At 56.3% G+C, this 14,120-nt stretch carries 14 protein-coding genes; 9 read left to right on the forward strand and 5 right to left on the reverse strand.

The features are described 5' to 3' along the window. The first annotated feature begins 141 nt into the window (after positions 1-141). Complete coding sequence (gene ssb1, locus C1Y42_RS15745) at positions 142-684, forward strand: single-stranded DNA-binding protein SSB1 (protein ID WP_104093914.1); 543 nt, start codon at positions 142-144, stop codon at positions 682-684. A 106-nt stretch (positions 685-790) separates the two neighbouring features. Here ssb1 and C1Y42_RS15750 read toward each other — a convergent pair whose 3' ends face one another. After that, positions 791-1,318 carry an isochorismatase family protein gene (locus C1Y42_RS15750; RefSeq protein WP_104093915.1) on the reverse strand — a complete coding sequence of 176 codons (528 nt, stop codon included), beginning with the start codon at positions 1,316-1,318 and terminating at the stop codon, positions 791-793. Positions 1,319-1,444: 126 nt separating this feature from the next. Between C1Y42_RS15750 and C1Y42_RS15755 the strand changes: the two genes are divergently transcribed. Both C1Y42_RS15755 and C1Y42_RS15760 read left to right on the forward strand, forming a co-directional pair. Beyond that, complete coding sequence (locus C1Y42_RS15755) at positions 1,445-2,275, forward strand: AraC family transcriptional regulator (RefSeq protein WP_058757554.1); 831 nt, start codon at positions 1,445-1,447, stop codon at positions 2,273-2,275. A gap of 72 nt (positions 2,276-2,347) precedes the next feature. Further along, positions 2,348-3,301 (forward strand): DMT family transporter, encoded by a 954-nt coding sequence (locus tag C1Y42_RS15760; protein ID WP_104093916.1) that lies wholly within the window; start codon positions 2,348-2,350, stop codon positions 3,299-3,301. Between the two features lie 909 nt (positions 3,302-4,210). Here C1Y42_RS15760 and C1Y42_RS15765 read toward each other — a convergent pair. Further along, on the reverse strand, positions 4,211-4,606 hold the full coding sequence (locus tag C1Y42_RS15765) for a transposase (protein WP_031279757.1): 396 nt from the start codon (positions 4,604-4,606) through the stop codon (positions 4,211-4,213). Between the two features lie 527 nt (positions 4,607-5,133). Here C1Y42_RS15765 and C1Y42_RS15770 point away from each other — a divergent pair. Then, positions 5,134-6,390, forward strand: coding sequence for a polysaccharide biosynthesis C-terminal domain-containing protein (locus tag C1Y42_RS15770; RefSeq protein ID WP_021507835.1), 1,257 nt, complete (start codon positions 5,134-5,136; stop codon positions 6,388-6,390). A gap of 8 nt (positions 6,391-6,398) precedes the next feature. Next, positions 6,399-7,349 (forward strand): ATP-grasp fold amidoligase family protein, encoded by a 951-nt coding sequence (locus tag C1Y42_RS15775; protein WP_031279756.1) that lies wholly within the window; start codon positions 6,399-6,401, stop codon positions 7,347-7,349. Between the two features lie 54 nt (positions 7,350-7,403). Here C1Y42_RS15775 and C1Y42_RS15780 read toward each other — a convergent pair whose 3' ends face one another. Both C1Y42_RS15780 and soxS read right to left on the reverse strand, forming a co-directional pair. After that, complete coding sequence (locus tag C1Y42_RS15780; RefSeq protein WP_010618515.1) at positions 7,404-7,685, reverse strand: YjcB family protein; 282 nt, start codon at positions 7,683-7,685, stop codon at positions 7,404-7,406. 244 nt (positions 7,686-7,929) lie between these two features. Continuing rightward, on the reverse strand, positions 7,930-8,358 hold the full coding sequence (gene soxS / locus C1Y42_RS15785; protein ID WP_058757551.1) for a superoxide response transcriptional regulator SoxS: 429 nt from the start codon (positions 8,356-8,358) through the stop codon (positions 7,930-7,932). 99 nt (positions 8,359-8,457) lie between these two features. On the opposite strand from soxS, the gene soxR reads away from it, so the two are divergent. From soxR to C1Y42_RS15805, 4 genes are all read left to right on the forward strand, one after another. After that, on the forward strand, positions 8,458-8,934 hold the full coding sequence (gene soxR, locus C1Y42_RS15790) for a redox-sensitive transcriptional activator SoxR (protein WP_021507832.1): 477 nt from the start codon (positions 8,458-8,460) through the stop codon (positions 8,932-8,934). 43 nt (positions 8,935-8,977) lie between these two features. After that, positions 8,978-9,646, forward strand: coding sequence for a glutathione S-transferase family protein (locus tag C1Y42_RS15795; protein ID WP_021507831.1), 669 nt, complete (start codon positions 8,978-8,980; stop codon positions 9,644-9,646). Between the two features lie 356 nt (positions 9,647-10,002). Continuing rightward, positions 10,003-11,352 carry an NCS2 family permease gene (locus C1Y42_RS15800; RefSeq protein ID WP_021507829.1) on the forward strand — a complete coding sequence of 450 codons (1,350 nt, stop codon included), beginning with the start codon at positions 10,003-10,005 and terminating at the stop codon, positions 11,350-11,352. A gap of 136 nt (positions 11,353-11,488) precedes the next feature. Then, complete coding sequence (locus C1Y42_RS15805; protein ID WP_021507828.1) at positions 11,489-13,138, forward strand: Na+/H+ antiporter; 1,650 nt, start codon at positions 11,489-11,491, stop codon at positions 13,136-13,138. 60 nt (positions 13,139-13,198) lie between these two features. Here C1Y42_RS15805 and C1Y42_RS15810 read toward each other — a convergent pair whose 3' ends face one another. Continuing rightward, the gene (locus tag C1Y42_RS15810) at positions 13,199-14,101 is read right to left on the reverse strand and encodes a LysR family transcriptional regulator (protein WP_021507827.1); all 903 of its coding nucleotides are present in this window, start codon (positions 14,099-14,101) and stop codon (positions 13,199-13,201) included. Between the last annotated feature and the right edge of the window lie 19 nt (positions 14,102-14,120).

Here is a 14,120-nt window from a genome sequence, read left to right on the forward strand (position 1 = left end):
AAACTGAATAAATATCCAGTGTTTTTGCTATCCTGTCACGGTCGAAAAACTGGAATCCCGCTCGAAAGTGGGAAGCGTCATTGTGACGTGATACAATTTTTCGCTTAGACTTTTAGCATCAACTCATCGGGAGACAGCAACATGGCCAGTCGTGGCGTAAACAAAGTGATTCTTGTCGGGAATCTGGGTCAGGATCCGGAAGTGCGCTACATGCCGAATGGTGGCGCGGTAGCCAACATTACGCTGGCCACGTCAGAGAGCTGGCGCGACAAGCAAACCGGTGAAAATAAAGAGATCACCGAGTGGCACCGCGTCGTGCTGTTCGGCAAGCTGGCTGAAGTCGCCAGCGAATATCTGCGTAAAGGTTCGCAGGTCTACATTGAAGGCCAGCTGCGCACCCGTAAATGGCAGGACCAGAGCGGTCAGGACAAATACACCACCGAAGTGGTGGTGAACGTGGGCGGCACCATGCAGATGCTGGGTGGTCGTCAGCAGGGCGGCAACGGCGGTGGCGCACCGATGGGCGGCCAGGGCGGCGGCAACAATAACGGCTGGGGCCAGCCGCAGCAGCCGCAGGGTGGGGGCAACCAGTTCAGCGGCGGCGCGCAGCAGCGTCCACAGCAGCAGAGCGCACCGGCGAACAACGAACCACCAATGGATTTCGACGACGATATCCCGTTCTGATTGGCGTACCGATTACCGCGTTATTCAGCCCTCGCTTCTGCGAGGGCTCCATTTCAAAAGCTCTTGTCCAACAAAACTTTTCTCTCCGCACGTTCATACAACGACGTTAATGCGCGCGCCACTCCCGCAGTAATTCTTCCGTGGTTTTAACCCGTACCGGATTGCCCGGCATGATCAAATCCGCCCACACCTCGTTGTGCTGATTAATAAGCTGCTGCGCTGACACATAAGTGCGATCGGCGGTAGTGTGCGCGTCGGCCGCCACGGTGATGTGATAGCCAAGGCTGGCCCCGACTTTGATGGTGGTATCGACGCAATAATCGGTGGCGCAGCCGCAAATGACAAAGCTTTCAATCTGATGCTGTTCAAGCTGCGCCGCGAGCCCGGTTTGCCAGAAGCTGTCGCAGGCGGTTTTGGTGATGTAAAGCGCGTCGGCGGGTTGTTCCAGTTCGGCGACTATTTGCCAGTCTGCGGAGTCGACGGCTAAATCCGGCCCGCTATGCTGAATAAAAATGATCTGATCGGCGGCGGCCATCAGCTGATTAATGCGCGCGCAGCGTCCGGCGCGGTCGTAACGCGGCGTTGCCAGCACGCCATTTTGCATATCCACTACCATTACCACCCGTTGTGCCATTGTCGCCTCCTTTATAGGTCAGGCCCCAGTGTCGCGCTGAACGGGTAGGCGCGTAAAGCGATTGGGCTTTGCTTTTTTTGTGCGCGCCGCGCATGCTTACTGCCTGATAGCGTATGGAGGTGTGTGGTGACGGTGGTTCCCGAAGTCTTTCCCTGTGAGCAGGATCGTGCGCAGTTTCAGCACTTTGCTGAGCTGCCGGGCATTGAGCTTTATCAGGCGCACATCTCCCGCTACGCTTTTGAGCCCCATACCCACGAAGCCTTCGGGATTGGCACCATTGAATCCGGCGCGCAGCGCTTTCGCTACCGCGGCACCAATTATGTCGCGCCGGTGCATTCGCTGGTGATGATGAATCCCGATGAACTGCACACCGGTGAATCGGCCTGCGCCGAAGGCTGGCGTTATCGCATGATCTATATCGATCCGGCGGAGATGGATCGGCTGACCGGCGATCGCAACTGGTGGTTTAGCGATGCGCTGCGCACCGATGCGCGCCTGGCGCAACCTTTCTCCCACGCGCTGGCACAGATGTGGCAGGCGCAAAGTGCGCTGGAGCGGCAGGGCGCGCTGCTGGATCTGCTGGAGTGGCTGCGTCCGCTGGCGCAGCAGGGCGTCGCGCGGCCGCGCGAAGGCGCCCACCGGTTTGATGTGGTAAAAGCCTGGCTGCGCGATAATCTGGCAGAACCGGTGCGGCTGGAAGAGCTGGCGGCGCTGGTATCGCTGTCGCCGTGGCATTTTCTGCGCAGTTTCAAACAACACTTTCACGTCACTCCCCATCAAATGCTGATGGCCTTCCGCCTGTTCGAGGCCAAGCAGCGGCTGGCGCAGGGCGAGAGCGCCGCCAGCGTGGCGGCGGCGGTTGGCCTCACCGACCAGGCGCATCTGACGCGGGCGTTTGCCCATCGCTACGGCATTACGCCGGGACGCTATCAAAAGCAGGTGTTCAGCGGACGTTAACCGCAATCTGCTACAAGCCTTTCACCTTTTCCTGCGCCACACTGTGGCGGATTAAAGATAAAGGAAAGGTGTATGTTTGCAGGAATAGTGTTTGCCCTCGCGGCGGGGCTGATGTGGGGCATGATTTTTGTCGGGCCGCTGCTGATACCCGATTATCCGGGCACGTTGCAATCGGCGGGTCGCTATGTTGCCTTTGGTCTGGTGGTGCTGCCGCTGGCGTGGCTTAGCCGGCGCCGGCTAAAACAGCTGACGCGCCCGGACTGGACGGAGGCGGTGAAGCTGTCGCTGGTGGGCAATCTGCTCTATTACGCCTGCCTCGCCAGCGCGATTCAGCGCACCGGCGCACCGGTCTCCACCATGATCATCGGCACGCTGCCGGTGGTGATCACCGTCACCGCTAACCTCTGTTACGGCCATCTCGAAGGGCGCCTGCCATGGCGCCGGCTGATGCCCGCGCTGGTCATCATTGCTGCCGGTCTGGGCTGCGTTAACGCGGCGGAACTGCACGGGCAGGGGCCGGCGTTTGATCTCTGGGGCTACCTGAGTGGCCTGCTGCTGGCGGTGCTGGCAGTGGTGTGCTGGACCTGGTATCCGCTGCGCAATGCGCGCTGGCTGCGCGAACATCCTCAGCACAAACCGTCGAGCTGGGCCACCGCGCAGGGGCTGGTGACATTGCCGCTGGCGCTGGTGTTTTATGGGCTGGTGAGCCTGCAGATTCACTGGCAGCAGCCCGATTTCGCTTTGCCGTTCGGCCCGCAGCCGGCGCGTTTTATCTGGCTGATGCTGGCGATTGGTTTGTTCTGCTCATGGCTGGCGGCGTTGTGCTGGAATGCCGCCAGTCAGCGTTTGCCAACGGTGGTGATGGGGCCGCTCATCGTATTCGAAACGCTCTCTGGCCTGCTGTGGACCTTTATTTACCGCCAGAGCTGGCCACCGCTGCTCACCAGCATCGGTATCGGCTGTCTGATTGTTGGCGTGATCTATGCCATGCGCATTAAACCGCAGCGGTTGACCGCACTTCCTTAACCCTGCCTCGCTGCTGAGTCATCCACTCAGCAGCGCTTTCCCCTGATATTTTAGGAATTTGACCAGCCGGTAATCCCGCCTCAGTGACCTGATACTGGCCGCCACGCGCACGCTATATAACCGACCAGCGCTACGGCCGCCCGGTTTTCATTCTCTTCCGCTATAAAACTCCCTGCCGTCAGCACGCTAAAAGGTCGACTTTCGCTGCCTTATAGCGTTCCGGTGGGATAAAAAAAGCGCATATCGGGCAACAATTCGCCGGTTTAGCGCGTAAAAAACGCTTCGCCAGTCGGATTTTTACCCGGCTGTGGCACTGAAATACCAGCGTGAGAAGCCACCTTAGCCTTAAGCGTTACCGGCATTGTTAAGAATGATTCCCAACAGCTGCCAGAAAAAAAGATTAAAGATGACGATGGATTTAAGCGCAGTATTTACCGTGGATAACCGTTTTTCGGCATTATAGTTTAAACATCATAACGTTTTTGAACCGGAGTATTCCTGGTGTGGTTTAAGAGTTAGCCGACTAGCGCTGATCGCCAAAGCGATCATAAACGCAGCGGCCAGATCCAGTTTAAAACTGAGCCAATGTGTGAGCGGTTACACTGTGTTGTTCATTAACGCTTAACAGAATTGTCTGTGATCAGGTCTGATTATTAGTAATCGTGAAGTAATAGACTAAGCACCAATCTCACCAAAATGAGATTGGGCTAAGTCTAAATGGCTTGAAACGCGAGGCTTTTGCTGGTGTGAATCAATTTTACCGCAAAAAAGGAAGTGATTCCGTGATGGCATTCATCAGGAAAAAGTGGTTCGAATTGTTATGTAGCGAATGCCGAATTTAATGATCTTCATCTCTTCTGGTAAGAACAAATCTCAGCATTAAGTCATATAACATCGGCCTCAATGGTATTAGCGATTATCGGAACCGGAAGGGTAATGATAAACGCTACGGCTAATATCCAGTAAACGACAGCTGCGACGGGTACCGATGTCGAAAGTGGTTTGCAGGAAGTTGACCGCCTGACGCTTTTCATTCGTAGTGAAGAAGTTTTTCAGCACGCTTTGCAGCATCTCCTTGTCGGAACTCAGGGTCTGCAGCTCGCGCGTAAGGTTCTGCAGTTTATCTTCCAACTCCTTGATTTTTCGCCCCTCCTCTGATGAAAGCCCGGAGAACTTCTTCTTCCAGCTATAGAAGGTGGCCTCGGAAATGCCCAGCTCCTCACAAATCTCCCTGACTTTCACTCCCGTTTCAGAAGCTTTAATGGCATTTGTGATTTGCTCTTCGCTATATCGTGACTTTCTCATAAATGCTCTTACCTTTCTTATCAATTAGTGGATGAGAATTACTGTATTAATATCTGGTACTGCAAAAACGGTATTAATGCAGTATTAAAGTGCGCGATTAGAATTGCGAGGGTTAAATTAAGTTATTTAGAATAAATATCATCATGGGATAAATCTTATTTTATTCTGAATGCCATTGAACGCCTTCCTGGTGCTGGGTTTTTGATATAGATTCATTCCATCCCAAATGCAGAAAAATACGACAATCATTGGAAATTCGGCATAGCCTGCTTGCAAAAAATTCAGGATATGCCTGTGAACTTTTGTCCTGAATTCGGGTTGAAATCGTTTACATCCATCGGGCTTCGCACCAGGTTTAATCGGAATTTTCCTGAATTTAATCGCTAAACTCTGACGCGAGTCTCATTTTTCGGACCAGCCTGGTTTGAAGTTATTAAATTGTGTCAGGCCCACTGAGCGCTTGTTAATTCATTTCAAGGACGTTGTACCGAAAAGCAGTTGCTGTACGTAATACTAAGGACCAGTCAATGAAATTGAGCGTAATGTCTAATGCCGCCTGGATGATGTCTGAGAAGATCGTCTCGGTATTCGGCGTCATATTTGTGACCTCCTACGTGGCAAAATCCTTTGGCCCAACGGTGTTTGGCCAAATGGCATTTTCGACCTCGCTGTTCTCCATGGTGCAAACCGTGGCGATTTTTGGTACCGAAACCATCCTGTTCAAGCGCATCAGCAAAAGTGCGCCGAAAGGCCTGCGGCTGATGACCGTGGCGCGGACCATGCGCCTGGTGCTGCTGTTGCTGACATCAATCCCGGTGTTGATTTGGGTCTGGTACAACATGCAGGAAAACTTCCTTGCGTTTGCACTGGCCTCGTTTATCTCGTCGGTGTTTGTCACCCAGGACACGTTCAGCGTTTATAATAATGCGCGGCTGGCGTCGCGGCTCAATACCATTGCTAACTCGGCCGGCTTGCTGCTGGGCTTTGCCATGAGCTTCACCATCGCCTGGCTGCACCTCAATCCACTGTGGCTCACCGCCTCGATTGTGGCCGTCACGCTTGTGCCGTACGCCATCAAGCGCGTCAATTTCTATCGCGAACATCAGGATCTGGCACCGCCGCAGGACAAGCGCACCACCTACCTGCGCTACCTGATGTATGCCGGCCTGCCGCTGGCCATCTCCAGCATCTTTATCTCGGTGCAGGTGAAAGCCGCACAGATGTTCCTCGCGGGCATCGCCTCAGCGCGCGACCTTGGCCTGTTCGCCGCCGCGAATACCATTTCGGCTTCCTGGATTTTTATCCCGGTTGCCATCATCACTTCCTGCTTCTCGGAGATTTTCCGCGAGCGTGGAGCAGCCGCGATCAAGCTCACCGCGCGGCTGAACGGCTATGTCATGGGAGTTTCATTGCTGTTATTAGCGGTGATCGCCTTGTACGGCGAAAAAATCATCATCGCTTTATATGGTCACGAGTACACACAGTCCGGAAGTCTCATTACGTTACTGTCGTTAGCAACCTGCTTTTCGGCAATGGGGACCGTCGCTTATCGCTACATGGTGAAAGAGGGCGGGTTTAACTATCTGTTGAAGAAGATCATTTGTCTGATGGTCATCAGCCTGCCGCTGTCGTGGTGGCTGATCCAGGGCTACGGCATCATGGGTGCCGCCTGGAGCGTCTTCATCACGGAGTTACTGTCCCTGACCGTAATGAATTACTTCTTCAAAAACGGCGTCATCCAAAAAATTCAGGTTTCCTCACTCAACTACAAAACCTACAAATGAGGTCAGATATGATCAGGTTGAAAGACGAACTCAGAAGAAGCGTACAGTATTTCATCAAAAAGATGCCCTGGGCTTACCAGGATCGCATCTACTACTTTCACAAATTCCGTAAGCTGCCGAACCTGCGTCAGCCGAAGGTGTTCAACGAGAAAGTGCTGTATCGCAAATTCGTCTACGGCGACTACCAGTGCTATGGCCGCCTGTCGGACAAATTTTCGGTGCGTGAGTACATTGCCGAAAAGGTGGGCAGTGAGTATCTGATTCCGCTGGTTTATGAGACCAGCGATCCGCACTCACTGCATACGCTGCCGAGCTGGAAGAACACGGTTATCAAGCCGAATCACGGCTCCAACATGGTCGAGATCCTGCTGGAAGAACCGGATGCGCTGAAAAAACAGCAGATTATCAGCGACTGCCAGCGCTGGCTGAAGACCGACTTCGCCAACGAGGCGCGCGAGATTCACTATCGCTATATTAAGCCGCGCATTCTGGTAGAGAAGTACATCGGCGATGGCAAAACCGCGCCGATCGATTACAAGTTTCACATGTTCAACAAGCGCGACGGCAATTTTGAATATGTGCTGCAGGTGATCTACAACCGCTGTAATCCGCTGCTGTCGATGAACTTTTACGTCAACAATCTTAACGAGGCGTATCACAAAATTCGTGATACCGGGCTGGATGTGTCACCGCTGCTGCCACAGCTGCAGCACGCGCTGGCGCTGAGTAAAACGCTGGCCAGCGATTTCGATTATGTGCGCGTGGACTGGTATATCGATGGCGAACAGATCTACTTCGGTGAGTTGACGTTCACGCCAGGCGCCGGGCTGGTCACCGGGTTGGATCGGGGGCTTAATCAGATGATGGGTGATATGTGGATTCAGGATCGTCGCGATACGCAGAGATCGGACGTCACGGTGCCGGAAGTGCCACTTCCAGCCGTATTGAAGAAAATTTGAAATCACACAGCAAAATAAAAAACCCCGCTTAGCGGGGTTTTTTATGCGCCGCGTTTACGGCATTGGCCAGTCGGCTGGTGTCTGGCTCATCACCTGAATAAACGCTTCTTTGGTGATGGACATAAAGTTATGCACGTTTTCCATGCTCAGCGTAATGCCGAGCAGACCGGTAACGAACCAGCATGACATCGCTACGCCCACGCCGCCGCACATCAGCGCCATCACGTGGTGGCTGTTCTGACGCAATTTAATTTTCATGGTGCTGGCGAAGAACATCATTACCGCGCTGAGCAGTTCCCAACGCATGACGATCAGACTGGTAGTTAACGTAGCCATCGGCGAAAAACCTCTTGAGATCAGTAATATCCCTGACATTCATCGGACATCACTGGCGGCAGAAAAGGGAGGTCAGGGAAGCCCTTCTGTCGTCTTAATACAGCTTGAATCTGTGACTTGGGTCACATTATATCACTGGATTTGAAAATTTGAACAAAATTTAGACCTGGTATGGCAGGCAAAGAAAGGGCTGGAGGAAAGTGGAGAGGAGGGGAAAGGCGCGCCCGCGTGGGGCGCACTGACTTCAGCGTACCGGACAGCACTCACCGGTGGTGCGCTGGGCAAAGCTGTTCATGCCTTCGCTGCAGTCAAAGTTGACCAGACGCGGACGCTGCACCATCGCCTGGCGACGCATGCTGTGACGATAAGCGGTAGGGGTTTGCGAGAACTGACGGCGGAACACGCGCGAAAACGTCTGCTGCGAGTCGTAGCCGTACTGCATCGCAATGTCGAATACCGGACGCTGCGTCTGACGCAAGGCTTCGGCGGCCAGCGTGAGACGGCGTTCACGAATATAACCACCCAGCGTTTGTTTCGTAACCGTACGGAACATACGCTGAAGGTGCCATTTCGAGTAACCCGATTTTGCCGCCACTTCATCAATCGACAATGTTTTATCCAGATTCTGATCGATCCAGTTAGTCAGTGAATGGATGATTTCCTGTTGCATCATAGCCTGTTCCTTCTGCAAGGTTATCGCCTGGTTTGAAATTCGCTGTTTTGCTGGGGTGCGAGTATAATTCCTCAAGTTAACTTGAGGTAAAGGCCCTAAATGAAAAAAGAACGCAATTACCCGAAACCGGTGCTGACGCCGGGCGAAGTGGCGAAACGCAGCGGCGTGGCGGTATCGGCACTGCACTTTTATGAAAGCAAAGGCTTGATCAGCAGCACGCGCAATGGCGGTAATCAGCGCCGCTACAGCCGTGATGTGCTGCGCCGTGTGGCAATCATCAAAATTGCCCAGCGCATCGGGATTCCGCTGGCGACGGTCAGCGACAGCCTGATGCACGTGCCGGCGAATAAGCGCATGTCGACGCAGGAGTGGGACGCGCTGACGCAGCACTGGCGCGAAGAGCTGGATAAACGCATCGAAACCCTGACGCGTCTGCGCAACGATCTTGACGGCTGCATTGGTTGCGGCTGCCTGTCGATGCGCGACTGTCCACTGCGCAATCCGGGTGACCGCCTGGGGCAGCAGGGCTCCGGAGCGGTCCTGCTCGATCCGCAACAGGACGAGCCGCAGCGTTAATCCGCTATACTAGATGCCAACCCTTAGCAGCAAGGAATCGCGCATGATTACCGTTCACCATCTGGAAAACTCCCGTTCTCATCGGGTGCTGTGGCTGCTGGAAGAGCTGGCGGTGCCGTATCAAATCAAACGCTATCAGCGGGAAAATACCCTGCTGGCGCCGGACGAATTAAAGAAAGTGCATCCGCTGGGTAAATCGCCGGTGATTACCGATGGTAATCGGGTGATCGCCGAATCGGGCGCCATCCTCGAATATCTGCAGCTGAAATACGACAGCGAGCATCTGCTGGCGCTGCATGAGGAAGAGGAGCAAATTCAGGCGCGCTACTGGCTGCACTATGCTGAAGGTTCGCTGATGCCGCTGCTGGTGATGAAGCTGGTGTTTGCGCAACTGGGCAAAAAGCCGGTGCCATGGCTGCTGCGCCCGGCCGGCGTGGCGCTGAGTAAAGGCATTCAGAAAGCGTGGCTGAACAAGCAGCTGGCGCTCCACGGGCGCGTGATTGAGCAGCATCTGAGCCAGCAGCGCTTTTTTGCCGGTTCACGCTTCAGCATTGCCGATGTGCAGATGAGTTTTCCGCTGCTGGCGTTGCAGATGCGCGGCGCGCTGGGTGAGATGCCCGCCACGGCGCGCTGGCTTGAGAATATGCAGCAGCGCGCCGCGTGGCAGCGCGCGCTGGAGCAGGGCGGCCCGATTCAGTTCAATAACGGCTGAGGCGCAGCGGTAACGCGACGATACAGGATGCCGCGACGCGCTGTCGCGGCACCGCAGCAAACCACCTGAAATGCCAGCCTTTTTCCTCCATGATTTCCTGCTCCCGCTAGCGTAACGCCAGCCATAATGGCGCCAGAGCTGCGCATTATCCTGCCTGCCAGGTGATTAGCAGTTGAAAACGCCACCCCAAACGCCAGATAATCGTTTGCCTTTTTTCCGCGTCACCCCTTTTTGACCTGGAATACGCGGCCACGTAATCGTTTGCCTGCTTTTCTCTCTGAGACATCTTCACCAGGATGATGCGCAAACGCGAGCCGCGCGGTGACCTATATCTTAAAAAACACAGAGGAATAACTATGTCTGGCGAATCACGCCCGGCCAGGGGAAAACTGGACGCCTGGTTCCACATTTCAGCACGCGGCAGCAGTGTGCGGCAGGAAGTGCTGGCTGGCCTCACCACCTTTTTAGCGATGGTTTATTCAGTCATCGTGGTGCCTGGCATGCTCGGTAAAGCGGGCTTCTCACCGACGGCGGTGTTTGTCGCTACCTGTCTGGTGGCCAGCTTTGGCTCCCTCATCATGGGACTGTGGGCCAACCTGCCGATGGCGATTGGCTGCGCCATCTCCCTGACCGCCTTCACCGCGTTCAGCCTGGTACTGGGCCAGCACATTAGCGTGCCGGTGGCGCTGGGCGCGGTCTTCCTGATGGGCCTGCTGTTCACGCTGATTTCCGTAACCGGCATTCGCGCGTGGATTCTGCGTAACCTGCCGATGGGCGTGGCGCACGGCACGGGCGTCGGTATCGGCCTGTTTCTGCTGCTGATTGCCGCCGATGGCATTGGCCTGGTGGTAAAAAACCCGGCGGCAGGCCTGCCGGTGGCGCTTGGCCACTTCACCTCTTTCCCGGTGATCATGGCGCTGATCGGGCTGGCGGCGATTTTTGGTCTGGAAAAACGACGGGTACCGGGCGGCATTCTGCTGACCATCATTGCGATTTCGCTGCTTGGGCTGATTTTCGACCCGGCGGTAAAGTGGCAGGGGCTGTTTGCCATGCCAAGCCTGAGTGATGCCAGCGGCCAGTCGGCAATGTTTAGCCTGGATATCATGGGTGCGCTGCAGCCGGTGGTGTTACCGAGCGTGCTGGCGCTGGTGATGACCGCGGTGTTTGATGCCACCGGCACCATTCGTGCGGTGGCCGGGCAGGCGAACCTGCTGGATAAAGAGGGCCAGATTATCAATGGCGGTCGCGCGCTGACCACCGACTCAATCAGCAGCCTGTTTGCCGGACTGGTGGGTGCCTCGCCCGCCGCAGTGTATATCGAGTCCGCTGCGGGTACTGCCGCCGGCGGTAAAACCGGCCTGACGGCGATTGTCGTGGGTCTGTTGTTCCTGCTGATTCTGTTTATGTCGCCGCTGGCTTATCTGGTTCCGGCCTATGCCACCGCACCCGCGCTGATGTATGTCGGCCTGCTGATGCTGAGCAACGTGGCCAAAATCGACTTCAATGATTTCGTCGATGCGATGTCTGGCCTGCTGACGGCGGTATTCATCGTACTGACCTGCAACATCGTCACCGGCATCATGCTCGGCTTTGCCGCGCTGGTGATTGGCCGCCTGTTTGCCGGCGAGTGGCGCAAGCTCAACGCTGGCACGGTGGTGATTGCTGTGGCGCTGGTGGCGTTCTACGCGGGCGGCTGGGCTATCTGACCGCAATCCGGGCGTCAGTCCGGATTATTCTCTTTATCGCACACGCCGCACATCGGGTAGCCCCGCCGGGCGGCGTTTTGTTTTACACTTTCCGACGCAACATCGCTTCGATTAATATGATTCGCCTAAGGAAAGCATGGAAATCTTCTTTACTATTCTCATCATGACGCTGGTGGTTTCGCTGTCCGGCGTTGCGGCACGTATCCTGCCGTTTCAGATCCCGCTCCCGCTGGTACAGATCGCTGCCGGCGCGCTGCTGGCCTGGCCAACCTTTGGTCTGCACGTCGATTTTGACCCCGAACTGTTCCTCGTGCTGTTTATTCCGCCGCTGCTGTTTGCCGATGGCTGGAAAACACCGATCAACGAGTTTCTGCATCACGGCCGTGAAATTATCGGCCTGGCGCTGGTGCTGGTGCTGATTACCGTGGTCGGTATCGGCTACCTGATTTACTGGCTGGTGCCGGGTATTCCGCTGATTCCGGCGTTCGCGCTGGCGGCGGTGCTGTCACCGACCGATGCGGTGGCGCTCTCCGGCATCGTCGGCGAAGGGCGCATCCCGAAAAAGATCATGTCGATTGTCCAGGGCGAGGCGCTGATGAATGACGCGTCGGGCCTGGTGTCACTCAAGTTTGCCGTCGCGGTGGCGATGGGAACCATGGTGTTCACCTGGGGCGGCGCCAGCGTCGAATTCCTTAAAGTGGCGATTGGCGGCCTGGTGGCCGGTGTCGCCGTTTGCTGGCTGTATGGCCGTTCGCTGCGCCTGCTCAGCCGCTGGAGCGGTGACGATCCGGCAACGCAAACCGTACTGCTGCTGCTGCTGCCGTTCGCCTCTTACCTGATTGCTGAACACCTCGGCGTCTCCGGCATTCTGGCGGCGGTAGCGGCCGGTATGACCATCACCCGTTCCGGCATCATCCGTCAGGCACCGCTGGCAATGCGCCTGCGCGCCAACAGCGTATGGCAGATGCTGGAGTTTGTGTTCAACGGCATGGTGTTCCTGATGCTGGGCCTGCAGCTGCCGGACATTCTCTCCACCTCGATTGCTCAGGCGAACGCCGATCCTAACGTCGAGCTGTGGATGCTGTTCGCCGACGTCGGGCTGGTCTATGCGGCACTGATGATCGTGCGCTTCGGCTGGCTGTGGATCATGAAGCGCACCAGCCTGCGCCTGCTGAAGAAGAAGCCGCTGGAGTTCTCCAGCTACTCGCTGCGTGAACTGCTGATCGCCTCTTTTGCCGGCGTGCGCGGTGCTATCACGCTGGCCGGTGTGCTGTCGATTCCGCTGTTCCTCAGCAACGGCGAACCTTTTCCGGCGCGCTACGAACTGGTGTTTATCGCCACCGGCGTGATTCTGTTCTCGCTGTTTGTCGGCGTGATTCTGCTGCCGATTCTGCTGCGCGGCATGGAGAGCCACGACAAAGTGGGGCACCGTCGCGAAATCCAGAGCGCGCGTGCCGCGATGGCCGGCGTGGCGATCGAAAGCCTGCACAAAATGGAGCAGCGACTGGAAAACGACGCTGAAGAGAACATCGATCCTGAGCTGCTGAAAGAGGTCAGCCTGCGGGTGATTGGTAATCTGCGTCGTCGCGTCGATGGCAAAGATGATATGGAGCAGGCGCTGTTTGCGGAAAATCTGGAGCGCCGTTTCCGTCTGACCGCGCTGCGCGCCGAACGTGCCGAGGTTTATCATCTGCGCGCCACCCAGCAGATCTCCAACGAGACCATGCAGCGCCTGCTGCGCGATCTCGACCTGCTGGAAGCGTTGCTGATAGAGAAAGAGGAATAGCCGCCGCGTTTTGCTGCTCTCCGATCCCGCGGCCGCCTGACAGACAGGGCGGCCGCTTTGTTACAGCGATAGCCGTGGCGCGTTATCCGGCCAGTGTTCGCGGCAGCAGGCAATCCACGCCTGCGCGCTGCGCGACAGATAACTGCCTTCGCGCCAGATTAGCCCCAGACGCCACTGCAGCTCCGACTCCAGCGGCAGCCACAGCAAGGCCTGTTTATCCAGCCGCTGGCAGATCGGCTCCGGCAGGATCGCCAGCCCCATATCCGCCTGCACCATCGCGGCAAGAAAATCCCACTGCGCGCTACGCAGCGCGATATCCGGCATCACTCCCTGGCGCTGAAACGCTTTCATCAGCTGGCGGTTAAGCGAAAACTCTTCGTTGAGGATCAGCAGGGGATGCTGAGCCAGCTCTGCCAGCGTCAGGCTGGTGCGGTTGAGCCAGCGCGCGCTGCGCGGCAGCAGCACGCACAGCGGATGGCGCATCAGTTCCAGCGTGTTCAGCGGCAGCTCCGCATCAATCGGCAGGGCGGTCAGCGCAATATCCAGCCCGCCGCTCAGCACCGCCTGCTGCACCGTCAGGCCACCAAATTCGGAGATTTTCAGCTGTACGCCGGGATAGCGGCGGCGGAACGCGGAGATCGATCCGGCAATCTGCATGCCGACCATCGGCGGAATGCCCAGCCGCAGCTCACCGGTTTTCAGCTGGTTGATGTCACTGATTTGCGCCTCCAGCTGATGAAACTCCTGCAAAATCGCCAGGCCGCGCTGATACACCGCCTGGCCGCTGTCGGTGAGATGCAGCTTGCGTCCCTCGCGCAGCAGCAGCGTACAGCCCAGCTCTTCTTCCAGCTGGCGCAGCATTTTGCTGATGGTGGGTTGCGTGACGAACAGCTTCTCCGCCGCGCGGGTAAAGCTCTGCTGACGCACCACTTCGGTAAAATATCGCAGCGCACGCACGTCCATAAACATTCCTTTTTTGCAT

The sequence above is a fragment of the Pantoea sp. ICBG 985 genome, assembly GCF_002928365.1.
Lineage (GTDB): Bacteria > Pseudomonadota > Gammaproteobacteria > Enterobacterales > Enterobacteriaceae > Pantoea > Pantoea dispersa.